This window comes from Lysinibacillus sp. NPDC059133, assembly GCF_042755925.1.
Classification (GTDB): Bacteria; Bacillota; Bacilli; order Bacillales_A; family Planococcaceae; genus Lysinibacillus.
This window is the reverse complement of sequence record NZ_JBHZDH010000004.1, coordinates 55,608-82,001: the sequence shown is the minus strand read 5'-3', so window position 1 is coordinate 82,001 and position 26,394 is coordinate 55,608. Positions and strand designations below refer to the sequence as shown.

General features: G+C 34.1%; 28 protein-coding genes and 2 pseudogenes. 10 read left to right on the top strand and 20 right to left on the bottom strand.

Going from position 1 to position 26,394, the window contains the following annotated elements:
- The first annotated feature begins 211 nt into the window (after nt 1–211).
- Complete coding sequence (locus tag ACFXN8_RS03735) at nt 212–784, top strand: phospholipase D-like domain-containing protein (protein ID WP_376070315.1); 573 nt, start codon at nt 212–214, stop codon at nt 782–784.
- Between the two features lie 666 nt (nt 785–1,450).
- Here ACFXN8_RS03735 and ACFXN8_RS03730 read toward each other — a convergent pair.
- A complete protein-coding gene (locus tag ACFXN8_RS03730; RefSeq protein WP_386842877.1) occupies nt 1,451–2,326 on the bottom strand; it encodes a family 10 glycosylhydrolase in 876 nt (291 codons plus the stop codon).
- 401 nt (nt 2,327–2,727) lie between these two features.
- Between ACFXN8_RS03730 and ACFXN8_RS03725 the strand changes: the two genes are divergently transcribed.
- A complete protein-coding gene (locus ACFXN8_RS03725) occupies nt 2,728–3,171 on the top strand; it encodes an SRPBCC family protein (RefSeq protein WP_049665349.1) in 444 nt (147 codons plus the stop codon).
- 222 nt (nt 3,172–3,393) lie between these two features.
- Here the strand turns inward: ACFXN8_RS03725 and ACFXN8_RS03720 are convergent, their stop codons facing one another.
- The 5 genes and pseudogenes from ACFXN8_RS03720 to ACFXN8_RS03700 form a co-directional block, all read right to left on the bottom strand.
- Nucleotides 3,394–4,173 carry an alpha/beta fold hydrolase gene (locus ACFXN8_RS03720; RefSeq protein ID WP_386842952.1) on the bottom strand — a complete coding sequence of 260 codons (780 nt, stop codon included), beginning with the start codon at nt 4,171–4,173 and terminating at the stop codon, nt 3,394–3,396.
- Between the two features lie 430 nt (nt 4,174–4,603).
- Nucleotides 4,604–5,040 (bottom strand): annotated as a pseudogene (locus ACFXN8_RS03715) (DJ-1/PfpI family protein); the annotation flags it as partial.
- 2 nt (nt 5,041–5,042) lie between these two features.
- Complete coding sequence (locus ACFXN8_RS03710) at nt 5,043–6,878, bottom strand: amidohydrolase (protein ID WP_386842875.1); 1,836 nt, start codon at nt 6,876–6,878, stop codon at nt 5,043–5,045.
- A gap of 13 nt (nt 6,879–6,891) precedes the next feature.
- Nucleotides 6,892–7,476: an antibiotic biosynthesis monooxygenase gene (locus ACFXN8_RS03705; protein ID WP_386842873.1), complete on the bottom strand. Its 585-nt coding sequence runs from the start codon at nt 7,474–7,476 to the stop codon at nt 6,892–6,894.
- Nucleotides 7,473–8,117, bottom strand: a complete 645-nt coding sequence (locus tag ACFXN8_RS03700) for a hydrolase (RefSeq protein ID WP_386842871.1) — start codon at nt 8,115–8,117, stop codon at nt 7,473–7,475. The genes ACFXN8_RS03705 and ACFXN8_RS03700 overlap by 4 nt, the downstream gene beginning before the upstream one ends.
- A 976-nt stretch (nt 8,118–9,093) precedes the next feature.
- On the opposite strand from ACFXN8_RS03700, the gene ACFXN8_RS03695 reads away from it, so the two are divergent.
- Complete coding sequence (locus tag ACFXN8_RS03695) at nt 9,094–9,243, top strand: YjcZ family sporulation protein (RefSeq protein ID WP_370082344.1); 150 nt, start codon at nt 9,094–9,096, stop codon at nt 9,241–9,243.
- Between the two features lie 234 nt (nt 9,244–9,477).
- On the opposite strand, the gene ACFXN8_RS03690 is transcribed toward ACFXN8_RS03695, so the two are convergent.
- The 3 genes from ACFXN8_RS03690 to ACFXN8_RS03680 all read right to left on the bottom strand — a co-directional run bounded on the left by ACFXN8_RS03690 (nt 9,478) and on the right by ACFXN8_RS03680 (nt 12,202).
- Nucleotides 9,478–10,383: an NAD(P)/FAD-dependent oxidoreductase gene (locus ACFXN8_RS03690; RefSeq protein WP_386842868.1), complete on the bottom strand. Its 906-nt coding sequence runs from the start codon at nt 10,381–10,383 to the stop codon at nt 9,478–9,480.
- 873 nt (nt 10,384–11,256) lie between these two features.
- A complete protein-coding gene (locus tag ACFXN8_RS03685) occupies nt 11,257–11,865 on the bottom strand; it encodes a DUF998 domain-containing protein (RefSeq protein WP_386842866.1) in 609 nt (202 codons plus the stop codon).
- A 169-nt stretch (nt 11,866–12,034) separates the two neighbouring features.
- Nucleotides 12,035–12,202, bottom strand: coding sequence for a hypothetical protein (locus tag ACFXN8_RS03680; RefSeq protein ID WP_386842864.1), 168 nt, complete (start codon nt 12,200–12,202; stop codon nt 12,035–12,037).
- A 70-nt stretch (nt 12,203–12,272) separates the two neighbouring features.
- Here ACFXN8_RS03680 and ACFXN8_RS03675 point away from each other — a divergent pair, with 70 nt between their 5' ends.
- The 4 genes from ACFXN8_RS03675 (at nt 12,273) to ACFXN8_RS03660 (ending at nt 14,060) form a co-directional block, all read left to right on the top strand.
- Nucleotides 12,273–12,476: a tyrosine-type recombinase/integrase gene (locus tag ACFXN8_RS03675; protein WP_386842950.1), complete on the top strand. Its 204-nt coding sequence runs from the start codon at nt 12,273–12,275 to the stop codon at nt 12,474–12,476.
- A 240-nt stretch (nt 12,477–12,716) separates the two neighbouring features.
- Nucleotides 12,717–12,770, top strand: coding sequence for a YjcZ family sporulation protein (locus ACFXN8_RS03670; protein WP_376070609.1), 54 nt, complete (start codon nt 12,717–12,719; stop codon nt 12,768–12,770).
- Nucleotides 12,771–13,002: 232 nt separating this feature from the next.
- Nucleotides 13,003–13,110 (top strand): YjcZ family sporulation protein, encoded by a 108-nt coding sequence (locus tag ACFXN8_RS03665; protein WP_376070299.1) that lies wholly within the window; start codon nt 13,003–13,005, stop codon nt 13,108–13,110.
- Nucleotides 13,111–13,943: 833 nt separating this feature from the next.
- Entirely contained in the window at nt 13,944–14,060 is a 117-nt protein-coding gene (locus tag ACFXN8_RS03660) for a site-specific integrase (protein ID WP_386842862.1), read from the top strand.
- 498 nt (nt 14,061–14,558) lie between these two features.
- On the opposite strand, the gene ACFXN8_RS03655 is transcribed toward ACFXN8_RS03660, so the two are convergent.
- Complete coding sequence (locus ACFXN8_RS03655; protein ID WP_386842860.1) at nt 14,559–14,984, bottom strand: hypothetical protein; 426 nt, start codon at nt 14,982–14,984, stop codon at nt 14,559–14,561.
- Between the two features lie 477 nt (nt 14,985–15,461).
- Here ACFXN8_RS03655 and ACFXN8_RS03650 point away from each other — a divergent pair.
- Nucleotides 15,462–15,947 (top strand): annotated as a pseudogene (locus ACFXN8_RS03650) (tyrosine-type recombinase/integrase).
- A gap of 498 nt (nt 15,948–16,445) precedes the next feature.
- Here the strand turns inward: ACFXN8_RS03650 and ACFXN8_RS03645 are convergent.
- Nucleotides 16,446–17,069, bottom strand: a complete 624-nt coding sequence (locus tag ACFXN8_RS03645) for a hypothetical protein (RefSeq protein ID WP_376070290.1) — start codon at nt 17,067–17,069, stop codon at nt 16,446–16,448.
- Nucleotides 17,070–17,332: 263 nt separating this feature from the next.
- On the opposite strand from ACFXN8_RS03645, the gene ACFXN8_RS03640 reads away from it, so the two are divergent.
- Both ACFXN8_RS03640 and ACFXN8_RS03635 read left to right on the top strand, forming a co-directional pair.
- Nucleotides 17,333–17,515, top strand: a complete 183-nt coding sequence (locus ACFXN8_RS03640) for a hypothetical protein (protein WP_376070636.1) — start codon at nt 17,333–17,335, stop codon at nt 17,513–17,515.
- On the top strand, nt 17,454–17,786 hold the full coding sequence (locus tag ACFXN8_RS03635; RefSeq protein ID WP_386842858.1) for a DUF1643 domain-containing protein: 333 nt from the start codon (nt 17,454–17,456) through the stop codon (nt 17,784–17,786). The genes ACFXN8_RS03640 and ACFXN8_RS03635 overlap by 62 nt, the downstream gene beginning before the upstream one ends.
- A gap of 902 nt (nt 17,787–18,688) precedes the next feature.
- On the opposite strand, the gene ACFXN8_RS03630 is transcribed toward ACFXN8_RS03635, so the two are convergent.
- The 9 genes from ACFXN8_RS03630 to ACFXN8_RS03590 form a co-directional block, all read right to left on the bottom strand.
- Nucleotides 18,689–19,009 carry a hypothetical protein gene (locus ACFXN8_RS03630; RefSeq protein WP_386842856.1) on the bottom strand — a complete coding sequence of 107 codons (321 nt, stop codon included), beginning with the start codon at nt 19,007–19,009 and terminating at the stop codon, nt 18,689–18,691.
- Between the two features lie 169 nt (nt 19,010–19,178).
- Complete coding sequence (locus tag ACFXN8_RS03625) at nt 19,179–20,744, bottom strand: putative ABC transporter permease subunit (RefSeq protein WP_386842854.1); 1,566 nt, start codon at nt 20,742–20,744, stop codon at nt 19,179–19,181.
- Entirely contained in the window at nt 20,713–21,450 is a 738-nt protein-coding gene (locus ACFXN8_RS03620) for an ABC transporter ATP-binding protein (protein WP_376070607.1), read from the bottom strand. Before ACFXN8_RS03620 ends, ACFXN8_RS03625 begins: the two co-directional genes overlap by 32 nt.
- Nucleotides 21,451–21,564: 114 nt before the next feature.
- Nucleotides 21,565–21,867, bottom strand: a complete 303-nt coding sequence (locus tag ACFXN8_RS03615) for a CPBP family glutamic-type intramembrane protease (protein WP_376070278.1) — start codon at nt 21,865–21,867, stop codon at nt 21,565–21,567.
- A gap of 76 nt (nt 21,868–21,943) precedes the next feature.
- Complete coding sequence (locus tag ACFXN8_RS03610; protein WP_386842852.1) at nt 21,944–22,135, bottom strand: cysteine-rich KTR domain-containing protein; 192 nt, start codon at nt 22,133–22,135, stop codon at nt 21,944–21,946.
- Between the two features lie 85 nt (nt 22,136–22,220).
- Nucleotides 22,221–23,006 carry a CPBP family intramembrane glutamic endopeptidase gene (locus ACFXN8_RS03605; protein WP_386842850.1) on the bottom strand — a complete coding sequence of 262 codons (786 nt, stop codon included), beginning with the start codon at nt 23,004–23,006 and terminating at the stop codon, nt 22,221–22,223.
- 124 nt (nt 23,007–23,130) lie between these two features.
- On the bottom strand, nt 23,131–24,240 hold the full coding sequence (locus ACFXN8_RS03600; protein WP_386842848.1) for a DUF1648 domain-containing protein: 1,110 nt from the start codon (nt 24,238–24,240) through the stop codon (nt 23,131–23,133).
- A 3-nt stretch (nt 24,241–24,243) separates the two neighbouring features.
- On the bottom strand, nt 24,244–24,636 hold the full coding sequence (locus ACFXN8_RS03595; RefSeq protein WP_376070266.1) for a GntR family transcriptional regulator: 393 nt from the start codon (nt 24,634–24,636) through the stop codon (nt 24,244–24,246).
- A 1,036-nt stretch (nt 24,637–25,672) separates the two neighbouring features.
- A complete protein-coding gene (locus ACFXN8_RS03590) occupies nt 25,673–26,017 on the bottom strand; it encodes a hypothetical protein (protein WP_376070263.1) in 345 nt (114 codons plus the stop codon).
- Nucleotides 26,018–26,394 lie beyond the last annotated feature (377 nt).

Here is a 26,394-nt window from a genome sequence, read left to right as displayed (position 1 = left end):
ATGGATTCTTTTTTATTCAACTATAAGGGTCCCAAAATCATATGTTTCGCAAGATGCAAATAACTACTATCAAAATTAGAAAACATTTTACTAGAGATTCTATATAATATAATTGTTGGAAAAATTGTAGCAAGACGCCTTGTTGACATCCTTTCGACTTATTTAGTGCATACTATATAATAGTAAAGAAATTTCAACAGGAGGGGTGGCCATGACCCGTTCAAAAGCGGTCTTACTTATAGGACTCATTGGCTCTTTGCTCGTTAATATTTTGCTGTTTGATCAAATAATGAAGAAACAGTCTTCACCGTTCGCCTTCAATCAGGGAGAAGTTAGTTTTGCTTTTAGCCAAATGGCAAACGATCCACAAGCTTTGCTACTTCAAGCAATCAATCGAGCGAATAAGACGTTAGACATCGCCATTTATAATATAGAAGATCCAAAGATTGCCCAAGCTATCCTTGATGCGAAGGAGCGCGGGGTACGAGTGAGAGTGATCACTGATGCCAGTAAAGCGACAAAAAAAAGCCAAGTAAAAATTTTGGAGCAATTTCAGCAGTATCAAATTGAAGTAAAGGTTCCTTCATCTAGGAAAATGCATTTAAAAATGGCAATCATTGATGAACAAATGATTGTGCTAGGTTCCTATAATTACACTGAAGCCTCCGCCTATGAAAATATCGAACAATTACTCACTTTATCGAATGAGGAACTGGCGAAGGAATGGACGATACTTTTTTCTAAATTATGGACTCAAAATGAGTTGGTGAAGTGGGATAAGTAAAAAGAGCAGGAGGTTTATTTATTGGATGCTAGAAAGCGAAAGAATAGTTATTGTTAATTACACAGAAGATGATAATAGTTTTTAGAACAAAAGTAGAAATTAGATAAGAATCCAAGTTGGAATTATTAATTGGATTCTTTTTTATATTTATTAAAGATAATTTGTTCATTTATGGCTGTTTCGTCTCACTATTATTAGTATACTTTTCACTGATATATAACTTCCTATAATTTATATTATGTAAACTAAAATTATTTGGCGTGGAGGAGGGCTTGGATTCGTCTACTACTGTACATGGACATCTGTATATGGACAAGAACTTGCAGACACTTTGGACAAGAACTTCCGGACACCCACTGACATATCTTAATTTATTTTCAATTCGGACAAGAACATGCAGACACTCATATAAAATTAAGTGTAGTCTTTTAATAAAAATTCATTAAAATGTTGCTTTAAAATAAAGTTTGTTCAAAAATTCTTCACAAGCCAGCATTTTACGATAAATAAAAAGAATCCATTTTGTAAAAAGATTGATCAAAATGGATTCTTATCCCTTAAATTTAAGATTGGTTTTTATAAACAAGATCGATTATTTTCTACCAACAGGCTTTGAATCTACAGGTTTTTCTGGTTGCTCTGGCCCTTCAGGTGTTGGCTCTATTGCTACCGGTAATAATTTCCATCTTTTAGAACAAAAGCAGTTTTACTTTCCACACCTGTAGCAGATATAGACTTTATACCATATGTGTATACTTTACTATTATTTGCAATAGTATCTACATAAACAGTATTACCTTGTGTGTTATAAACCACGTCTACTATATTTTTAACGTCTTCATATGATCCTTCTTTTGTTCCATCAAATCGGTATATTACATATTTCCTTGGTTGAGTACTATTTTCATCTGTAATAGTAAGCTTCATGCCGAAAGACTCTTTACTCAATTTAACATCAGTTGGACATAAAGGTATTGCAGAGCCTTTCCAATAAATTGTAGGTGTTAAAGCTTTATAATTGTATAGTTGCTGATTTAGATAAGAAGCATATCCAAGAGCGTTATTGTTAATACTTCTTAGAGAAAAATGCATTTGCCCTTGAGCATTTTTATTTGCTCTGTTGGCGATTACTTGGCTGATAAGTTCCGTCTTATTATTCCATGCAGTATCAGAATCATTTCCAACTTTATGATTGGCCATGCCAATATATAAATTAACAGGATGGACTTTTGCGTATGTTTGAACTTCTCTTCCCCACCAATCTAATAAAACAGAGTAATTTGCTGCTTTATGATTTCTGGACCAATAGATTTGAGGCGCAATATAATCGATACTTCCATCTTTAATCCACTGTCTTGTATCAGCATAAAGATCATCGTAGTTACTCATTCCATTCGTGTTACTACCAACAATGAACCCTTTTTCACCAAACTGTGAAATGTGACGCACGACATGTTCTGTTTCCTCTCTTATGTAACCTTTTACTTGAGCCTCTTGTCGAAGTTCTTTGTGGAATAGTGAGATTAATTCATTTTTATCCATGGGCGACCCTCCTATATTTTAAAAATTCTTTTTCTAACGAATCTTATTCCATTAATTAACATATTGATTAGTACCAATTATTTCAAAAGAAGACGTTCGACTCAATCTTTTTTTTCGTAAAAAAGACGCTTTTCCTTGTTCCATAATCGCGCCCGATTGTTGAAGATCGTTATTCCCCGATACCAGCCGTAAGAGAATCGCCTATCCCCAGATAACATAAAGGATTGAAATCCATATTTCACCTCAAATGATTAATTGTATTTTTATAGTATTCAGTTCAGTTACGATTAGAAACTATTTGGTTGTCATACAGCCAGGCATGAGGGACAAATCCCGCTTTGTTGGAAGTAACATATACATATATAAAGTACTTACTATTGAGATGGAAAGGGGGAAAATCAATGCCAAGCGGAACGCATCAGGTTGAGGTGGAGTTACCGATAAATAAGATTTGGGATTTTGTTAAGGATATGGATAACTGGGCTCCACTTATTCCTGGATATATTCAACACCGAAAAATTACTAACCGCCAGTCCACTTGGGAATTTTATAGTAACATCGGATTCATAAAGAAAAAGATTAATCTAATGGCCACTATAGAAGAATGGATTGAACCGACAAGGGTTACTTTTAATTTAAAGGGTTTAAATGAGGAACTTTCAGGCGGTGGCTATTTCCTGGCAGAAGTAATAGCTAAAAATAAAACGAGGATAACAGGCTTTCTTGAGATCAATGCTGGTGGTGCATTGGGACCGCTGGTTAATGAGGTATTAAAGTCTTATCTTCCTAAAGTAACAGAAGAAATGACGATTGGGATCTCTACAAAATTGGAGGAGCTTAATTAAAAAATGTTGCATAAAGTCATTGCTACACCACAGAAAATGAAAGATTATTACGTTCTTTCATGGGAGTTCAATAAGTAAAAAAGAGCTGCATATGCAACTCAATGTTATACAAGTAAAGCCCCGAATAATCTCACCTGCTCCTCAAATTAGCCCTCATCTATTTATGATGGGGGCTATTTGACGCTTACGAATTATTTGCGACAATGTTGCTATTCCGAGTCGTTATGCAAAAGAAGATAATAATTGGTTGAATCTATCGCGCTCCTCTAAAAAAGCGCAATGGCCGCTGTATTGGAACGGAACTAGCGTTGAATTTTTGATCAGCTTATTTGTTTCCTCAGCTTGAGTAAACGGAACGACTTTATCGTGAATTCCGTGAATAATTAATGTGGGTACATCGATCTGACCAAGATCGTTGTAAACATTTTCATCCCTAAGCGTGACCATAATGGCGGAAGTCGCCCAATTCGCCGCTTGTAATCCCATTAAAACGAACCAATCGGATTTCAGTTCGGAAATATACTGAAAGAAAAAAATTCGCGTTTGGTCTTGCAGCATTTGCGGTCGGTCATGATTTGTATCTACGATGATTTTATTTGTAAATTCTTTTGGAACGCTAGATGGAGAGGCAGCGTCGACCAGGACGAGTTTAGATACCCCATACCCTTTGTAACGAGCCATGTAACGGATCGAGATTGCACCTCCTGTAGAGTGTCCTACCAGTGTTATGTTGCTTAGCTGTAACGTCTCGATGACTATGCGGACATCATCTGCTAATCTATCGAAAGAATACCCGCTAAAAGGTTTATCCGATTTGCCATATCCCCTCCAGTCCATTCCAATACAACGATATCCAAGCGTTGGAAGGAAATTGAACTGATATTCGAACTGGTTATGGTTTAGCGGCCACCCATGAATAAACAGAATCGTTTTGTTTCCCTTTGGATTGATGTCCTCGATAAATACGTTGACGCCTGGTTCGACAGTTACAAAGTATCCCAAGTGTATCACCCCATTTATTAAAAAGTAATTTCCCATTAAGATATTCACCTAAGGCAGAGTGTATGCCTAATATCGGCGTTAAACTTTGTTGAGCTAGTGCGAAGTTCTGATGAATACAAACTTAAGAAACGCCCAAGGATGGTAGGGGGATTTTTCGATTTTTAATGCAATGGCGGAAAGCCCCTTTCCTCGTTGAAGCAGCATATTAGTATTGATATTTTCGCTCTATAATAACGCGAATTCAACAGTTGAATTCGCTTCAAAAGGTTAAACAACAAACCAGAAAACGAGCGCTGATTCTTGTTACATAATCGCGCCCGATTGTTGAAGATTGTTATTCAACTAAAGCCTCTGTAGTTAAAATCAAGAACTTTATAAGAAGATTAACTAAATTCAAGAAACTACAAAACTGCTAAGTTGATTTTTCAGCTCAGCTACTTATTGAATTCATTAACTGGAAGAAGTATTCAGGTTTATGAGTCTTATTTAGGTTATACCATGAATGTAATGTGTCAGGTGCAAATACATCTAATTCTTTCAGTTCTTCCATCGTAAATTCTAGAGGTGCTACTCCCGATGCAGTAATCAAATTCTCACCAGATACCGCAGGTCTCATCTCATAAAATTTTTCTACTTTATAATTAGGACAGACCATTTTAATATACTTTAAGTCATTGCTTGTGTGTTTTCTAGAATCTAAGTATCCCATATTCGCTAGGGCCTCCGTTGCACCACAAATTGCAGCAACAATAGTACCAAGCTTTAAAGCTTCGCCAATTTTTTTAAGATAGGCTAATGAATATCTTCTCTCCAAGTGGTCCCTCCAGGTAAAATTAAAAGATCCTTACTTTCAAGTGTACATACATCAGTTAGAAAGCAAAGCAGGTACAACCAATTCCCCATTTAGTTCCATCTTTTCCTATTACGGTATGAGTGTGTTGATGGAGAGGGTTACTGCAACGATGTGACTTGTGATTAAGGGCATCGTGAGAAAGAATATTGTGGGCTAGGTTAGCTCCACCATAACCATATACTCCCGTTGGAGACCAATCAGGTGATGCTGGCGGCAATTCAGGTGATAAATTTTTAAATTCAGCATTTCCATAAACAACCTGACCACCCATAATTGTGAGTAATGATTCTAGGTTTTTGATTTCTTCTTCTGGCACAGTAAAGTAGTCTGCAGACAATACAGCAATATCAGCAAACTGACCTACTGCAAGGGTTCCCTTTTTACCTTCATCACCAGAGAACCATGCACTTCCTTGGGAATATAGCTCCAGGGCTATTTTTCTGTCAATTTTATTCTTTTCATCGTATAATGAAAGACCACCAATGGTTTTTCCGGCAACCATCCAGTAAAGAGCAACCCAAGGGTTATAGCTGGAAACCCTAGTTGCATCACTACCGGCGCCAACAGGTATACCCAAGTCTAGCATTCGATAAATCGGAGGGGTACGCTTGGCAGCTTCCTTTCCGTATAAATTAACAAAGTATTCACCTTGGAAAGCCATGCGGTCTTGGATGGCAATACCGCCATTTAAAGCCTTAACACGTTCCATACTGCGATCTGAGATTGTTTCTGCATGGTCAAACCACCAACGTAGACCATTAAATGGAATTTCTCTGTTGACTTCCTCAAAAACATTCAGGAATCGTGTTATTGACTCGTCATAAGTTGCATGTAAACGGAATGGCCAACGGTTCTCCACCAATAGAGAAATTACTTTCTTTAAGTCAGCTTCCATTACCGTAGTTAGTTCGGGTCGCGGCATTTGAAATTTTTCAAAATCGGCTGCCGAGAATACTAACATTTCTCCAGCACCATTCATTTTATATTTATCATTTCCTTGACCCGGAGAGACAATTTTTGCCCATGAAGCAAAGTCTTCATATTCATGATTTGGATTTTGCGTAAATAGATTATACGCCAAACGCACAGTTAATTGATCCTTCTCGGCTAAATGTTCAACAACTTTGTAATCATCAGGATAATTTTGGAATCCACCGCCTGCGTCGATGGCGCTTGTGATACCTAATCTATTTAATTCGCACATAAAATGGCGAGTTGAGTTTATTTGGTCGTCAATATTAAGTTTTGGTGCTTTACCCAAACTTGAATAAAGAAGCATAGCGTTAGGATAGGCAAGTAAAAGGCCCGTTGGATTACCTCGTTTATCCCGCTCAATTAAACAGCCCGGAGGATCTGGGGTATCTTTTGTGTATCCCAGTGCTCGCAGCCCTGCACGATTTACAAGTGCTCTATCGTAAAGATGGAGCACAAAGACAGGCGTGTCTTCAGAGACAGCATTAATCTCTTCCAAAGTTGGCATCCGTCTTTCTTTAAATTGAAATTCAGACCAACCTCCAACTACTCTTACCCACTGAGGGGCAGGTGTACGTCTTGCCTGCTCTCTAAGCATTTCCAGAGCAATAGCAAGTGATGGTACACCTTCCCAGCGCAATTCCATATTATAATGAAGACCGCCACGAATCACGTGTATATGAGAGTCGTTCAAGCCTGGAATAGCTCTCTTTCTTTTAAGGTCTATTTTTTTGGTTTTTTCTGTGGCACTATCAAGAAGCTCATCTCCACCTACTGCAGTGATTAAACCATCAGTTATGGCGATAGCTGATACCTCAGGTTGAGATGGGTCAAGAGTAGTGATTTTTCCGTTATATAAAATCATATCAGGTAAATTCATATTCACACCTCGTTTACTTCCTATTATTCTGTAACCATGGATGAAATATTTTTCCGAAAATCGGCATTACTACCCATGATAGTAAAGAGACTATACATACAGAAACCAAAAAGGACGATATAATAGGATTCATATTTTTTATTATAGGTCCTATCACTATAGGAACTAACTTGCTAAGAGGCCATACACCAAGAACGGTAACAACAGACATTTTCCATTTTGGCGGTGGAACTGCCGTTTTTGAAGTAACAAACCAATACGCTAAACTGCTTTCAGTTTTGTAAGTTGGATTAGAAGCTTGTAATCGTTCTACCTTTTTTAACAAATCTCGACGAATATCTGATTCTTGCCAGGCACGTAGATGTTCAATCGTATCAAAGCGAAAAACAACAGTATACTCTCTGGTTCCATTATTAGGAACTATTAGATTTACCCCCATATGGCCAGGAAATTTGGTTGCGGCAGCTTCAATTTCATGTCTCCATGCTTCAAACTGTTGTTCTCTACCTTCTTGTATTTTCCATGTAACAATCGTTGTTACTGGACCGCCAGCATCCATTGTGTTCCCTCCTGTAGGAGTTATTCCTTCTTGTTTCATAATTTTCTGCTTGCAGGCGCTCCATGCACCATAGTATATGCGTATTCCACGCCTTGTCCATAAGCGCCGGTGTGATCTTTTACAATTTCCATAACGGCATCATAAGTGTCTTTGCGTGCCCAGTCACGTTGGTATTCAAGTAAAACTTGAATTGCTGTCACTGGAATTGCTCCAGCTTGTTCTACACGACGCATAGCAGCGTTATGTGCTGTCAAACTAGTACCACCTGAAGCATCTTCAACTGCATATACTTCATAGCCAGCTTTAATTGCTTCAAGTACAGGGAATGCTAGGCAAACTTCAGTCCAAAGTGCTGCAAATATCAATTTCTTTCTACCTGTTGCTTTCACTGCCTCAACAAATTTTGAATCTTCCCAAGAGTTCATTGAACTACGTTCTATAAGTTCATGTTCGGGGAAAACGTCAAGAATTTGTGGCCAAAAATAACCAGAAAAGCTGCGTGTTTCAACAGTAGTAAGAATAGTAGGTACGTTAAAAACTTTTGCTGATTTAGCGAGCAATATAACGTTATTAAACAAAGATTGTCTATCAATGCTTGCAACTCCAAAAGTCATTTGAGGCTGAAAATCGATCAAAATTACTGCACTGTTCTCCGGTGTTAACAATTCTAAATTACTCATAAAAAACACCCCTTTTTTTAATTTCATAACAAATTAGTATATTCTTAAAAGAAATTATTGATACATTGGAAATCCAATAAATTGAAGAACATTGGTTGAATAAAATAAATCAATCCAGAGATATTTCGGCACGTGGAAATTAAATGGCGTACTTTGTTGGAGAATTGGGTTTGTGTAGGGTATTTTATCTAAATCTACAACCCTATTATACGTGCGAAAGGCGATGGATTTAGAGAGTACTTTATGTCAACAACTATTACCTTTCGAACATGATGCCAAAAAAGAAAAAGAGCCGAAGAACGATTGTTTAGACCGATGGAAAAGAATGGAAATGCTGATCAAAATCCACTGATCAGCTCGAAGTCAAAGTCAAAACAATAAACATTTGAGTAATCGAGCTCACTTTAAAAATCACATAGCAAATCATTGCTATGTGATTTTTTACATTATATTCTAAATTTTCATCACTTCCGTTAGTTCAATAAAGAAAAAAAGAGCCTATGCAACTCAATGATCTTTAATTAACGCCCCGTTAGCCATCCATGAAGCGCAAAAATCTGCTCTTCACCACAGAAAATGAAAGATGATTAAGTTCTTTCATGGGAGTTTAAGTGTGACTCTTTACAAATTCTTAGATATTCGCAATGAAAAGTAGATCACACCATATTTATTAATTTCCTCATATTGTGCCGTAACTACCTTGTAAATTTATTTAAAGCTGTACTTCTATTTTTTAAATCTATTTCACAGGCAATTCACTATACAAACATAGCTATCACATCAGAATAAGGTAAAGCTAATTTAGCCTTACACCTCCTATTCTTTTTACTAAGGGTCACTCCATCCCAAGTGGCCCTTTTTTAATGGTTTTATCGCACAAAAATATATTTTTTAATGCCTATAGCTCAATGGTTTAACAACCATACTCCTGCTCCGCAACCAACATATTATATATTGTAGAAAGGAGGTGTTTTTTATGGGATACTATGGCGGGAATGTTGGTGGCATTGGTAACTGCGGCTATTCCGGCGGCGGTTATGGTAATGGTTCTGCATTTGCCTTAATTGTTGTTCTATTTATACTTCTAATTATTGTCGGCGCTACTTTCTTAAATACAGGGTATTAACATTTCCGATGTAAGGGTCGCCCTCCCAGCCTGGTGACCCTTTATTAATTTCTTACATCAGAGTGACCCACCCCCACCTTACTGAACATTTTCTTTCAGATATTCATTCAATATGTTGATGGAATTTAGAATTCTGCTTTGGGATGAGTATATGTGGCAACACATTGGCGCTGATGTGTTTAATTATATTGGCAAAGCTCCTATTTAGTTAAAGCAGAAGGTGTTATGACGTAATCAAAAGCGTTCCATCGTTAGATCAGTATTTACTGAAACCGCAGCTTTATTACCTTTAGCAGCTGAAATCATTAAAGAGGATGGTTTAGATCTTTCTGTTTCCCCTGCGATATATATGTTTTTTTGGGTTGTTCTACCAACACCATCTGTTATAACTTTTCCATTTTCATGAATTTCACAGCCAAGCTTCTCGGCAAACTGATTTGGGCGATAATAAGATGGGGCAACAAATCCACCCGATCTTATAATTGTTGCTCCTGTTTCAAACTCTATTTTTTGTAAGTAACCGTCATTACCTATTAAGTCTTTTATCTTTTCCGATATAACTTTGATATTGTGTTTTTGTAACTCTATTTTACCTTCTTTAGATAATTGAACTCCATTCGTTAAGACAACCAAATCCTGCGACCAATTATAAATTAACTTAGTCAAATGCAGTACATGCTCTTCTTTTTCTGCAATAACCACTAATGGCTTATCTTTTTGCTCCCAGCCGTCACAATATGGACAACTAAATAGACTTTTCCCATAAAACTTTCTTATACTTGCTATAGTAAATATTTCTTGAATACCGGTGGCGAGTATTATTTTTTCTGAAACAAATTCCTCACTAGTAGATGTTTTGACAGTAAATCGCTCATTACCTATATCCTTTATGATTTCAGTAACTGTTGCAGTAAAATATGAAACGGACGGGTAATTCTCCAACTCTTTTAACGCTATTTCTTTAAACGCTTGTGGTTTTATCCCATCTCGAGTAATAAATCCATGTGACGCTTGTGTCACTCTATTCCTATTCATTCCATCGTCAAATAATGCAATGTTTCTCCTAGCCCTTCCTAAAGTTAAGCTAGCACTTAACCCAGAAGGACCTCCACCTATAATGATACAATCAAGGACATTCATTTTTTTACCTCCGTATTGATTTTGTTTTATTTTGAATTGTTATTTGCAATAGAGAACTACATTATTTCCCCCATCATGGATTTCCATTCTTTACACACTAATATTAAATATGAAAAGAACTGACGGTGTGTTTAGCGACAACAGGAGATATTGCTTTTATTTTTATTCCTAAATCTGAACATCAATAGTATACTGAGACTACAAAAATCATTCATGAATAATAAGTTGTCAAATCAAAAAGGATCAAATTATCGTTATTGATAAAATGACCCTATTTTATATCGAATTATTCAGTTTAATTCCAATTAAGCAACCTCTTCACAATGTGCGGATTGTATGTGGCAACACATAGGTGCTAGTGGGTTATATAGGCTTAGTTCCTATTTTAGTGGAATCGAGTCTATTTTTCTTATACATATTCAACTTTAGCTTTCTCAACTGAAATACTCTATAGTTAAAGAAGGAATCAGACGCTTATTCCACAAACCTGGCCCGATTGTTGAACACATGTAAAACACCACTCTTCAACTAAACTACCCCGTTCTTTGAGAAAACAACCTATATCTTTTATTACCTAGAAGTTTAAGAAATAGGCTTTAATGTACAATTAATAATTGATACAAGCTCCTTAATGCAACATTGGATTGATTTAATTGTTGTAGTAAATAGGGGCATCTTTGGTAAAAAAGAGGATAGATAGAGCGAATTTGTTTAAGCTCTTCTATCCTTTTAATTTTTATACATAAAATGTGTGACATTAAATAAGAACTCACTATTTATAATAGTTTCAGCTTATAATTTGACTTTAAATAAAAGCAACAATCACGCGTGTTTGTTTAATTGTTAAAAACCTCCTACCAATACATTCATTTATCATAGAATGTAAACGAACCAAATGCTTACGACAATAAACCAAATGTTTATTGACAACAGGAACACTCGCTCACAAATCCCAAAGATAAATCGCAAAGGCTTGAACATAGTTACAATAACAGCCCCAAGCGAGATAGAAGAAACTATGGTTACGATGTTAAAAAATTGATTTAGATTTTTAAAGCCTTCCAGTAATTTTAAATGACTTCCTCCACGATCAATGACCATATAGGAAAAAGCGAACGCAAGAATAGCAAATAAGTAATGGAGTTTTCCTTGAACCGTAAGTTTTTCTCCTTCTAGGTCAGTTGGAAAGAATAACATGAGGATACGGGAGATGACCATTAGAATGATTAAAATCGGAATGGACGCGGATATGGAGAAGCGATCTTTTACATTCAACAACACGATAGAAAGTGACAATGCCCCTAAATTGCTGAACCAAGCGTAAATTAAAAATAAATTTTTTGTAGCACCTACACCGTAGTCACTTACAGCATGTCGAATAGGATGATAGCCTGTTTTCTTAAAGTGAAGTATGAGAAAAAAAATGAAATAACTCAAAAAGAACAATACGGCCACAATCGATAGGATTTTCTCGATGGACAAATTCAGACCTCCAAAAGTTCATCAGATTCAGTTCCGCAACAGTTCCTTCCCCGTTTGTTGAAGAGCATAATCGACAATTTAATTTTAAATGACTTTATTATTTTTTAAATTATGATTTAAACGACTTTATTATCATCATCCAAAAAAATTTTTCAAAGGTTCTTTCTTTTTATACAACTTGTTTCATTAACATGGTAACAAGTTGATTTGGTAAATGAAACGATTCAAATTGATGGAAAAGGGAAAAAAGAACGTATATTGCCCCTTCATCCCCACTTAATGCCGCTTCTGGCATCCTATAAAGCTTCTTTAAGAACATACCAAATTTATCCACCAAAACCTGTTTTCCTAAATAAAAATCGTAAAGCATTAGATCCGCGGGGTTTGCATGTCATTTTTAAAGATGTATTGAAAAAGCAGGCCTCCCACCTACCCGCTTCACGCTACATCACTTACGGCATACTTTTGCAACATTGATGTTACAGCAAAATAAAGAAAACGTTGATTTACGTACACTTCAAGAACTACTCGGTCATGAGAATATTACATCAACTCAAGTCTATACCCATGTTGAGTTTGAGCAGAAAAAGAAAGCAATCGATTATTTTTGAATATTTTGATTTCTTTGCCTTTATAAGGAAGCAACTACCCGTAATTGGGTAGTTATTTTTTATTAGAAATATCGTAACCATTCAAATGATTTGGATAGATAGACTGATAATGATTAGTTGTTAACTGTGTTTGATATGGATAATTCATATTTGTTGACGGCATTGTAAATCCTTCAGGTTGAAATTCTACTTGTTGACGATAAGAATAAGGGTTAAGTCCCTCCGCAATAGCTTCCTGTAATTGTCGTTCTATTTATCCTTTTGATTATTGTCTGCGCTGCTTTCATGTATTAATCTAAAAAGTCTTTGTTAATACCAAATCACAAATAGCGAGAATGATGTGTAAAGCTTATTTAGGTTTACACCACCTCATTTAAGGGTCCTTTTATTAGAGTGACCTTTTTCAATAAGACTTTTGATATATTTGGAAAATTATTTTTTAAAATGAAATTTATTAAGTAGATAATTATCGCAATCCCTATTGAAAACTTTACATATTATAAATTATGGAAGGAGGGGAATTACTATGTCTGAGTACTACGGTAGTGGAACTGGATCAGCATTTGCGCTAATTGTTGTTCTATTCATTCTTTTAATTATTGTCGGCGCTACTTTCATGACTAAAGGTTATTAATACCTAACACCGCCTCTAATGCTCATAACTATTAGGATAAAACAAACTTATCCTTTCACTTCTATTTCATTACTAAGGGTCACTATCCTCCGGTGACCTTTTTTTATATTCCACCTTTCAACCTTTAAAAGCATAATAAAAAGCCACGCTAGTGACTTTATTTTATCTAAACTTTAGATTTTTCAGCTTCAAGAAATTTACTTGTGATTACTTTTTCAATGGATTCGTATTTAGTAATTATGGTTGTTATTATTGTTAATTTAGGAACTGTAAAGAAAATTATTACTACAGAAGTAATACCTATAAAAGCAAATAATTATTGTTTAATCTGTAACTTCGATTTATTTATGTATTGATCATTTCCTGGCATCGTTATCTGAACAATGGCTATATAATTACTACTTCAACAACTTGTATCTAAATTGCTTATTCAACTATCCAGCGCCGTCAGTACAATAAGTTCGATATAAAGGCACTAAGTCTTTCTTTGGTCAAGAGAGCAACAATTTTTGGGAAAACAGCCGTTATTATTTAAGTTTAGATACCTCTAATATAATATTCGTGTTTTGCTTGAATGATGAAGTATCCATGCGATGGACGAATAGCACTTTTGTAGCTTAAATACGAACATTTGGTTTTACCCTTAGAAATATAGTTCGTTAATTATCTTTTGTTAGGAAATTTGTAAACAATCGTCTCTAACTATATATCACTTCAATCCCCCGCTTATTTTCAATGATTTATTGTGAACCGTTTATCGATTTTTTGAACGATAATTACCTCGGTTTAAACAAGTTGTCAATTTTTGTGATTTATCGTCGGAGGTGTTATTTATGTTACTCAATGCTACTATCGATGAATTTCTTATGTATTTAGAAGTTGAAAAAAATCGCTCGGACATTTCACTTATTGACTACGAATATGATCTGAACAGCTTTGTGCCTTTCTAGAGTCACATAATCGAATATTAGACCAAATGATAATACTAAAGCACTTGTTCGTTGGTATATCCATGAACGTGTTAAAAATGATCATTTGGCCCCATATTCAATTGATTTGTAAAATTTCATCCTTACGTTCTTTCGTTAAAAATGGTGTGAATGAAAATATTGATTGGTATTGAAAAGCCGAAATTGATAAGAAATTACCTACTTATTAGACATTGCAAGTGCTACTTCGCTTTTTAGCTTATTTAGAGCGAGCTGAAGGCCGTTTAGCACCTAGGAATATGGCAATGTTGTATTGCTAGCAACTACAAGTATGCGGCGTTCTGATCTTGTTGAATTAACTTAGGGTCAATTAAATACTGATAATGTAGGTGTACATACACTTGTAGAGCATTCGTTCCATCATATTGGTAGATTAGTCCAACTTGTATTTCTCCCGAGATTTGATGTAATGTCAATAATTCAAAAAGTTTAGGATAGAACGATGTTATTGACAACATTCTATTTTTTATTACGAATTGCTACTTTTTCTTCTTTTCCTTCCCATTTAATTTGAATAGGTACACTATTAGGAAGGGCATCACACGGCCCACCACAGTTTACATAAATTTCAAATTCCTCTTGATTTTTAAATTCGCCTTCGCCAAATGTTGGGTTGTATGAAGATTCATATATTTCATATTTAAAATTTAATGGTTTAATTCCTTCTCCAATATAAGCGATGATATAGCTCCTGTTGCTATCCATCTCACTTACCATTTTTATATACCAATTATCACTTATACCTTCAAAATATTGTTTTTTAAATTCGGATTGACTTGTTTTTTTTTCATTTGTACAAGCACCAAGTATCATCATTAATACAAGACATCCAACCAGCAATAATAAAATTTTCTTATGGTCTAGTCCAAAAGAATGTCTATTCATAATTGGCCATCACCCTTCCTGATGAGAGAAATAAGTACTATTAATGGCTCTATGCTGTATGAAAGGCAGCTTTGCAATAAGGTCAACTAAATGCTCTCTTTCGTTCTACTTACTGTAAAAATTTATATTTCAGATAGATATAAATTGTACTGAATAACTACATTTCTTTATTTATATGTCATGCATACCTCATTTAATATCCCAAAACAGAAAGTTAACACAATGTTTGCAACTTATGTATGTATTACTTATGTAATAATTTTTGCAAGTATCGTTTAAATATACTTTAAACGATACTTAGAAGTTTATGACGAAGATATTTATATTATGTAAACTAAAATTATTTTGTGTGAAAGAGTGCTTCGTCAACTACCCATAATATCTATACTTTTCGACTTACAATCTATATGACCTTGACGGATCTACAACAGCTATTTAACTATTTAGAACGCGCCAAATCACGTTTTTCGATGCGGAATGAGCTTAATGTTTAAATTATTAGCGACAACAGGCCTGAGACGTTCTGAACTTGTTTCATTAACATGGGAACAAGTTGATTTGGTAAATGAAACGATTCGAATTGATGGAAAAGGGAAAAAAGAACGGATATTGCCCCTACATCCACACTTAATTCCGCTTCTGGCATCCTATAAAGCTTCTTTTAGATCATATCAAATTTATCCAACAGAGCCTGTTTTTCTAAATAAAAATCGTAAAGCATTAGATCCGCGGGGTTTACATGTCATCTTTAAAGATGTGTTGAAAAAGGCAGGCCTCCCACCTACCCGCTTCACACTACATCACTTACGGTATACTTTTGCAACATTGATGTAACAGCAAAATAAAGAAAACGATGACTTACAAACACTTCAAGAACTACTTGGCCATGAAAGTATTACATCAACCCAAGTCTATACCCATGTTGAGTTTGAGCAGAAAAAGAAAGTAATTGATTCTTTTTGAATATTTTGATTCCTTTCTAGGAAAGAAACTACCCGTAATTGGGTAGTTATCTTTTATTAAATATTTCGTAACCGTTTAAATGTGTTGGATAATTAGGTTGATAATGATTAGTCATTGACTGCGGTTGAATGGATAATTCAAATTTGTTGACGGCATTGTAAATACTTCAGGTTGAAATCCGACTTGGTGATGATAAGTATTCTGATAGCTCAAATAATACGGTTCCTAGACCGTAGTGGTTTGGTTTATCTTCTCTTATGAAGTAGCCTTTTATACCATAAGATCCTGTTGCGTAGCACGGGAAGATAACCTTTGTCTCGAAAGTTAATTCGTTTATATGAGATGCCTCATAGATATGTTGGTATCTCATTTTTGGAGAAATGAAAGACCTCTAAAAAGAAGCTCTCTATATAGTGTATTTGCAAAACATATTACACGTCATTTAACACGAAAAAACGCTTGGACATAACTTATCCAAGCGTTTATATATGTAATTACTTATCTCTTTTTATCTGAGTATAGTTTCATATATTTAAATTGTTCTTCTTTGGAATTTAACTTTAAGTAATCTACTTCTGTTGTATTCTCATTTGAATATTTTAAAGTGAATGAGCCTGCTTTATCTAAGTAAGTATTAACATACAATCCCTGATAATCCGTACTGTCTCTAAAATCAAAATAAGTACCCTTTTTATAGTCTAATAGGGTGATAAATATATCTTGATTGAAATATGTTAAGTATTCAAATTTGGATTCTGTATCATAACTAAACTCTATGTAATCTCCTTCCTTTGCGTGTGTCATTGGTGCAACCTCATTATCTAAGGCGACTTTCGCACTTTTTCCGTATGCATTGGAATTCTCAGTAAAATAAAAACCTTGTTCTTTAACTTTTCCAATAGCTGTATCGTAATTCCAAGAATCTTCAAAGTCTATATAAAACTTTTGAAGTTTATCATATTCGTCAAGTTCCACATCATCTAATTGCTCGGCCAATGTTTTCTCTTTTTGGTTCTGTGTTTTCGAACTATTTTGTACAACATTATCCTCTTTACTTGTGCAAGCATACATAACCATCAAAATAAATACAAAAAGGATACTAAAGCTAAACCATTTTTTCATACAATCCCACCTATTTTTTATTACTAATTATTTAATCATTTTCACCTACAACTTTCAATATGTACTTACTAAATTGTGGAATTAACACTAGAAAGATATACCATTATTATTGTAGAATTTATTTTAGCATTGGAGCAGTTTCGTTAAATCAAGCTGCTACCGATATTCAAACAGCGCACGATACTAATTCATCAGTGGATCCCCGAAGCTATAATATTGGTGAATCTGAAGTAAAGTGCAAATACATATGAAGGGAACTTATTATGCCACTGTTATTAAACACCTTAATCGAATCCGGTAACGGTAATTCCAAAGAACAAATTGAAGCCGAACTAAATGAATGGCTTTTAGCAAAGGGATATACCGTATCGCAAAATCATTCTTTTGCTCTCGGAGCAGCTACCCTCCCAAATTCAAGTAGGAAGAAATATAACCGTTTTTCATAGCAAATACAAAATTAACAACCATAGCCATTCAACTCACAGACGTTATTTTTTATCCCGTTGTTGGGATAGTAGTCTACCGACTATGACCTTCTTCGGTATGAATCCGAGTATTGCCTCATCTTGTTCTAACGATCCTACAGTAGAATTTATGATGGAGGTTGCAAAGCACAACAAATGTGGATCTTTGTACGTTGTTAACACCGGCCCTTTTATTAGGACCAAGGAAGCTGATGAACCGGATTTTGTAGTCGACGATGAAGCGTGGAAGTAAATTAAATTTGCAGTTAGTCAATCCGAGATTGCAGTTTTAGCGTGGGGAAAGAGTGGCCAAAAATGGGGTATTCCTACATTATCTAGTCACTACCCATTAAGAACATTCTTAGCCACCAACTTGAGAAAACTTAGAGCTTTTGAATTTGGTAGATTAAACAAACGGATTAAGTTTCCGAAACATCCACTTCAAAGAAAAAATGGGTTCAAGGAAGACCATAAATTATTAACTTTAGATTTAGATGATATTAACGCATTAATCCCCCATTCCTAATGCTTTAGGAAGTTCATATAACTCAGGCTATTAATTTTTATACTTTATTTTTTAGCTCTAGAATTATATGCGTTCGGTCCACCTTCCATAATTGAACACATAGAATTAATAGTAATTGAACTATCCATTTAAATTCCCCCGCAGTCTGCTACTTTAGTTAAGTCTCGTTGGTTTGATTGACAAGACTAAAAATCCCTACTACTTCCGCAATTACTATTAACTCTAATTTTACGACGACGTTAATAATAACCTTTGTTTAACAAAAGAACTAAACTAATGTTTATAAGCCGTTTTGATTTGCCGGACTTATTACTGTTTCTCAGTCAAATTCAGTAAAATTTAAAAGAAAATTATCCAATCAATTAAAAAGAGTCGAACATACAAATTTGTATGTTCGACTCTTCAGACATTCCCGTTGCTAAGTTCATCACTCTTGTGAATAATTTTCATCAATATTGGACAATAGTCTAAATATTCCTCTAAAACAAAATTCTTTTCTTTCATAATCGCGCTATGTACTGACTTTAAATAATTATCGCTGATAATACTAATTACAAAATCATGTCTACAAATCGAATGCATAAAGCTTTTTACACTATCTTTAAATTTAAGCCCACGAATATCTCTATTTACATATTCCAATTTGATAGGATTGTATAAACCATAAATCCACCTACTACTAAGTTCCCAATAATTATAAATAGTAAGTTTCCTTGTAATTTAATATTTTTCTTTTTCCCTAATCCACCTAACTCAGTAATCCCTATAAAAAATGACAATACAGGATAAATAAAGATAAAATACTTACTGCCGTTCAAATTTGGACCGGCCATGTTGAAGGTAATAGGAATCTCATCCGATATATTTTGTACACCAATAATTGAAAACACAAAAAACAAGGCACAAAATATCCAAGGAATTATACGTACTGACTTTTTAGATTTATTCATAATAATCTCCATTCTCTCCCGTGTCCGCTTCACGACACAAACAGTAATGAAAACGAGTGAGCGGAACACTTTATTTTTTTAATAGATTTTTCAATTAATTGTGATCTTTATTTAGCTTACTTTTTTCAGTATTATTTATTAATTTCGTTTTCACACTACTTTTCCCAAATTAAATAGGTTCACCATTTATTGTTTTAGAATATAACATGCTAGTTACGATGCCCAAGCATAAAATAATACCAACATCATATATGCCTAATATCGAACCTGACCATAGTACTCTTGGAACTGCTGCAATGAGTACCAGAATCGCTGCACCGAAAAACCCCAATATACTTGATACACTCCGCTTTACTACTTGGAGTTCTGATTGCCAACTATAATTTACAAATCTTAAATTAATAGCAACACCGTATATTGCTGAAAATACTGCAAATACACATGGAAGAAGTACTAATATGATGGAATCAAATAATGTTGCTCCAAACACTCTTCCGATTATTATTCCGTTTATAATCGTAAGAGGTATTGTAACCGTAAGATTAACAAGTATCTTACTCTTTACAACCAATTCTTTCGACAATGGAAAAGTTTTGATTATCCAAATATTTTTACCTTCAAGTGAAAAAGACACGCTACTTGTATTTGATAGACATACCAACAATGACATTATATATGGTGTTACTCCATACAGAGTCGCTACTGTATTAATATTATCCATAGGCATTTTTTCCATCACTTTTGTGATTGAGCTCATTAAAGAAATCGTAAAAATAACCATCATGATCATTCCGAATCCTGTGTTTATTAAGTACGTTGTGGACGAAAATAGTCGCTTGATTTCTTTCACATATAATGCTTTTAATTTACTTGATCTTTTTAATGTTTTTACTTCATATTTTTTGTTACTACTCATTGATCGAATTTTAGTATTTAGTCCTTTGTATACAAACGAAAGACTAATAATGAAAATCACTGTTAACAATAATGAAACTGCTATATATATAAGAAAATCTCCCACTTTTCCTGTTACCAGTATTTTATTATACAAATAAAACATTGGATACACTTGGTTAGCCTGATTCAATATATTTGTTAATATCAATTTTATATCGCTTTGATCTAATTTATAACCACCACTCAATGTTAGTGCTAATACTAAAAATAAAATAATATAGCTAATTGAAGAGACCGCACGAGAATATTTTGCTCTCGATGAAACTTCTAAAACTAATATACTAACAATTGACGCTACAATTGATGGTACTAATGCAACTGTAAGTATTCCAATCATCATCTTTATCCAAAAAACTCCGCTTACTGTTCCTGTAAAGAAATATACTGCTCCCATTAGAAGCATGATTATTAAAGATACTACCGTATTCAAGAAATATATATATAGAAATCTACTTACAACTATTATTGATGTTTTAATAGGAAGTGACATTAATGTCTCATAATCTCTTTTTCCAAAAAACTCATCACTAGCACTAAAAAATGCTATAAACAATGATAAAAGAGTACTCAATAAAAATGAAAATGCAAGTATGTGTTCTCTCATATTATTTTCATTCAGCATATATCCAAGATTTGTAATATACGCTAGCCCGAAAACAGCCGCAATAAATATACCAACAATAGCCATTTTATCACCAATGCCGGCTTTACCTTTTAGGGTATTAAGTCTCACCAGTGAAACAATCCTAATTTTTAGAAGAATCGATAAATGCCTCATCTTTTAACTCCTTCATAAAGAACTCTTCCAATGTTTGATTTTGTATTATTTCATCCATCGTACCACTATAAACTAGCTTTCCACGATTAATCATAGCCACCTTATTACAAAGCTTTTCTGCAACATCTAAGACATGTGTTGAAAAAAATATTGCATTCCCTTTAGCAGTCATTTTCTTCATTATCTCTTTTAAAACAACTACTGCTTTTGGATCAAGACCTACAAATGGCTCGTCCAGAATCAAAAGCTTTGGTTCATGAATAATAGCCCCAGTTATTGCTAACTTTTGCTTCATTCCGTGAGAATAAGAGGATATTAGATTTCCAAGACTTTCTGTTATTCCAAACATTCCAGAATGTTCTTTTATTCTCTTTACTCGAACATCTTCCGGAACTCCGAAAATATCTGCTACAAAATTTAAATACTGGATTCCTGTCAAATGTTCATATAATTCGGGACTATCAGGGATATAAGCAAATTTCGATTTGCATTCAAGAGGCTCTTTCTTAATAGAATGCCCATCAATGTAGATGTCGCCTTCCTCAAAATCTAGTATTCCTACTACTGATTTGATCGTTGTACTTTTCCCTGCTCCATTATGACCTATAAATCCAAAAACATCGCCATTTTCAACACATAAACTTATGTTATCGACTGCTTTTTTTCCACCCTTATACACTTTTGAAAAATTTTTAATATCTAGGATTCCCATTCTTTCATCTCCTTAACTTATGATGTTTTATTAGTTTCTTCTAATCCAATTTATTGGTAAAAGGACGTAACTTTTTTGCTGATAATGTTACGTCCTTTTTTGATATTTTCACATAAAAAAGGAGAGAATCAACATTAGTAAATTCATGGCAATATGCGCAAACATATGTGCAAGCATGGCAAGTTCTAGATTGTGCTTCCAATAAATCCAACCAAAGAACAAGCCGCCTAAACTATTCATGAAGATCATTCGGAACCAAATGAATGCGGTCATTTCTGTCATAAGTGCGGTTGACCCGTAGTGACCTAATGCAAATAATAATGCGCTAATGAATATGGCAAGGATAAAGACCCAGTTAGAAGGTTTTGCCGATTTTCGATCAAATAGTTTCCATAAAACAAAAACTAACAAGCTCATAACACCAAAGATGAATGAACCTAAATTTCTATAAAAAGAACCGATAAAATGAGATATATTAACCTCAAAATTATCGGCTCTGCGTCTTAGCGTCTGGCTCTTTAATTATGGTAATTTTATATTTTTTTATGTTAACTAAACTTTCTTGTTTACATTTAGGACAGTAAAGAGGAAAGCTAATTAATATTGTATCGGCACATACCTTAGTACGTGTCTTTGAATTACAAATTGGGCAGTATATCCAATTGCTTTTTTCAATCATATAACCTCATCCTTTCTTGTCTACATCCTCATATAGATACATTTTCTACAAGCAAATTTTCAAAGTGTATTTTCACCGCATTTATTTAAAAGGAGAGAATCAACATTAGTAAATTCATGACAATATGCGTAAACATATGTGCAAGCATGGCAAGTTCTAGATTATGCTTCCAATAAATCCAACCAAAGAACAAGCCAGGTAAACCATTTAGGAGAATCATTCGGAACCAAATGAATGCGGTCATTTCTATATTACTTGCGGTTATGTTATAGTGACCTAATGCAAATAATAAGGCACTAATGAATATGGCAAGGATAAAGACCCAGTTTGAAGGTTTTGCCGATTTTCGATCAAATAGTTTCCAAAAAGCAAAAACTAACAAGCTCATTAAACCAAAACGCACTAGTAGTTCTTCTAGAATTCCTCCGTAGAGTAAAGCTGTTATAAATTCTAATGCATTATAAGGTCGTAATAGTTCTATTAAACCATCTGGTAAGAACGGTTGGAAAAGATAATCGAATCCTCTCAAAACGACTCCTGCAATCGAACCGAATATGATAGCTAGTTTAATCCCTTTTATCCATTCTGATTTTGACTTATCTCTAGCATGAGGGTGAATAATAGCCGATTTTAAACCTACTTTATGAGCAATGAAAAATCCAATGACAAGAGTAATGATGAATATAATAAAATTTGGAATAACGGCGAGTAAGCCTAACATTTCAGGTGGTCCTGATATCCCCGTCATTTCACTCAATTGCTCTAATTGAGTCGAATTTGTCGATAGTCCAAAAAGATACGAGAAAAATAATGCAATGATTCCAATCAAAAAATAAATTAATAATCCTTTAATACTTTTTTGCTTTATCATAAGTAACCTCCTAGCTTGAAAGTTATTGAATAATGTATCTTTGTTTCTTTTGTTATATTACAAAAGAACATATATTAGTCGAGGTCAATTTATCCCTGCAATAAAACATCCATTTTCCCCTCTCCTATCTACTTAGTAATATTGGTAAGCCAGCAGCTATGCCAATAATTCCGATTAAAATTAACCAAGCAAGCGGATTTGCTAAATTCATTGTCCAGCCAACTCCAAAACGTTTTTCTAAGAACCATGAGGGATCTTTTCGATTAAAATAAAATTGACCAAGTTTCCAATAATGATCGTCATCACGATTTATCACTGTACCATCTGTCGTTCTTACATTTTTCACACGACTTCCACCCTGCCCAGTTGTAATGGCAAGTACAATCACACCAATAATCATGATTGCTGTAATCATTAACGAAATTACAGTCATATAAGTTGTTAAAATCGAATAAATAAATGATAGCTGGATTACACTAAAAAGAACTGTAAGCAAGATTCCACTAGCAATTAGGAAAACCGACCATCTTCTACGAAAAATAATGTTTTGTTCTATTGATTCATCTGGATTTTGAGCATTCAGCTGTTGTTTTGATCTTCCAATCATCCAATTAATAAACATGAATAAAGCAATCATATAGATTTGTGTTATTGGCATGATTAAGACAGATCGATATGATTTTTCTGCCCAATTGGTAACCTCACCAAAGAAATCATATTTCATTGGAATCCGTTCAGGAATTCTTCCATACTGCGTAAAGGTAATAAATAGCGTGACAGCTACTAAAGCAAAAGCAATTAAAAACCAATAATTAGAATGAATTAATTTTTGCTGATAAAAATTTGTTTGTAGTACAATCTGCTGTTGTCTTTGTTCATTCCATTTCTCCTTTTCTTTGAGTTGTTTCATTTGCTTATGAAACACTAAATAGATTAAAAATGAAATAATCATAAAACCAAGTATAGTTATCGATAAAACAATCCCCATTGTCTCTCCATCGTTTGGAGAATACTTTCCTACGATAAAATAAAAAATAAATAGTATAACAATACTAAAAGCTGTCATAGCCGAAGCATATTGTTTTCGCATTTTTTTTAGTTTTTCATCCATATAGACATCAGACGGAATAGAAACTCCAAAACTCTCTGTACGTCGTGTCCAATACGGCATACCAATCAAACTAATAAAAATAGGTATGAATAAAATAATTGAAATCCAAATGATATGATCCATTGGTTAGCTTCCCCCCTGGTGAACATATGAAGTAAAAATCTCTTCACAAAGCTTCATAAAATCTTCTTTATTTACATCTCGGCAAATGGCCTCTGCAATTAGGGGATGTAATATTTCTTTCATTTCTTCCTGAAAAGATACATCTGCCTTTGGAATTCCCTCTGGATTAACCACAACTCCTTTTTGACGATGATTTATAATAAATCCTTTTTGTTCTAGCTCTTTATACGCTTTGTTCACCGTGTGTAAATTGATTCCTATATCTGCTGCTAATGAACGAACAGATGGTAATCGTTCACCTGGAACAAGCTCCTGCTTTGCAATACCTGCAATAATACGATGGATAAGCTGTATATAAATTGGTATTTTAGACTCAAACTCTAAATGAATAATCAAAGGAATCCGCCCTCCTCTCTGTATAATGTATGTTATATTTGTAATATAACATACATTACCAATATATCAAAGAATTTTAATAAAAAAACCTTAACTGTTTTTATATGACAGTTAAGGGCTCTTTTTCATTGTATTAGGAATCATTATTATTAATATAAACAGTTATTAATAATAAAAGAAAGCTGTCATTTTGATCAATCTTTATTCAAAACGACACCTTTTTATATACAGTAAAGTCAAGGGTTTAGAGTAATTAATAATCAAACTTTTTTCTAAACCAACAGGTATAGGTTAGTATGGCTAGCGAAGAAGGTCGATGAACTATGGCCATAGAGCCCATCCGTTAGTCTGACTCCAACGATATTTACGCCTTTCTATCAAGTAATAGATACTGCTGAATTAAACCTTCCTATTAAACAAAATTCAGGAGAAAAGAGCTTATTAAATTGTGCTGAATTGGTACAGATATTTTACTGGAAGCCTGAAACGATAGGACAGATTATCTTTAACTATTGGAATTAATTGCAGTAGGAACTCCATAATATCTGGAGTTCCTACATTTTACTTAAAAATCAACATTATTATTTAACACAGCCTGTTTTAAAAAAAGTTGATAAGGAGAAATACTCCATATCAACTTTTTATCCTTTGTTAAGATAAGGTATCAACTAGCTTAGTTTGTTCACACTTATGAATAACTTTTATGAATATTGGACAAATCTACATTAAACGATAATTAGCATTATTTAAACGAATAATCCCCTTTTGAACGATAAAATATGGGAAACATCCGATAATTAGAAAGTTGTGACCAATGTATTTATATTATGTAAACTAAAATTATTTTGCGTGGAGGAGGGCTTAGATACATGAAATCCCCCCATAATTTTTCGACTTGTATATGGACAAAAATCTACATACACTTTGGACAAGAATGTCCAGACAACTAAAATTACTATTGAGGAGAGGATAAAAGAAATCAATAAATATCAAAAAGCATAAGCTTTTTACGCCTACGCTTTTTCAAAAATTAATGTTAAGACAACATCGTTATTCTTTTACAAGCTATTTTTGCTGCTGGAATTTCAACACCAGCACCAAGTGCTGCATCTACTGATTCTCCCCAAGAACCACTGCTAGCCTTTATTTCTTTCCCTGCTGTCAAAACTCCCTCTGCTACAATTTCAACACAATCATAATAGTCTGGATTAGGATTACTTTCAAGATACTGTGCAGCTAATTCGTCTGCTTTCTTTTGTATTGAAAGTCGACCTTGTTCAGCCAATGAACTAAAAATACTCTCAGCTTGCCCACCAAAATGTACTATTTCGTCGTTAATGTCTCGACCAGTACGATGTGTTTCTCCCATTTCAGATGACATATTTAGTCCTCCCAATCCTTGAAATCTGAACTTTTTAAGTTCACAAATATTTTATCCAACTGAGATTGATCTTATCCATCAACAACTATTTCTTTTTGTTTAATGACTTTTCGGGTGTCCGTAGATTCATGTCCACGTACAATCTTTTATTTGTTGTGACAAGTTCCTCAATAATTTGTCGTGAACCGTTTATCGATTTTTTGAACGATAATTATCTTCGTTTAAACGAATTATCAATTTTTGTAAATTATCAGAGGTGTTATTTATGTTAATCAATGCTATTATCGATGAGTTTCTTCTGAAATACACTTGTTGACTACGAATATGATCTGAACAGCTTTTGCCTTACTATAGTCGTCACATAATCAATTATTTGA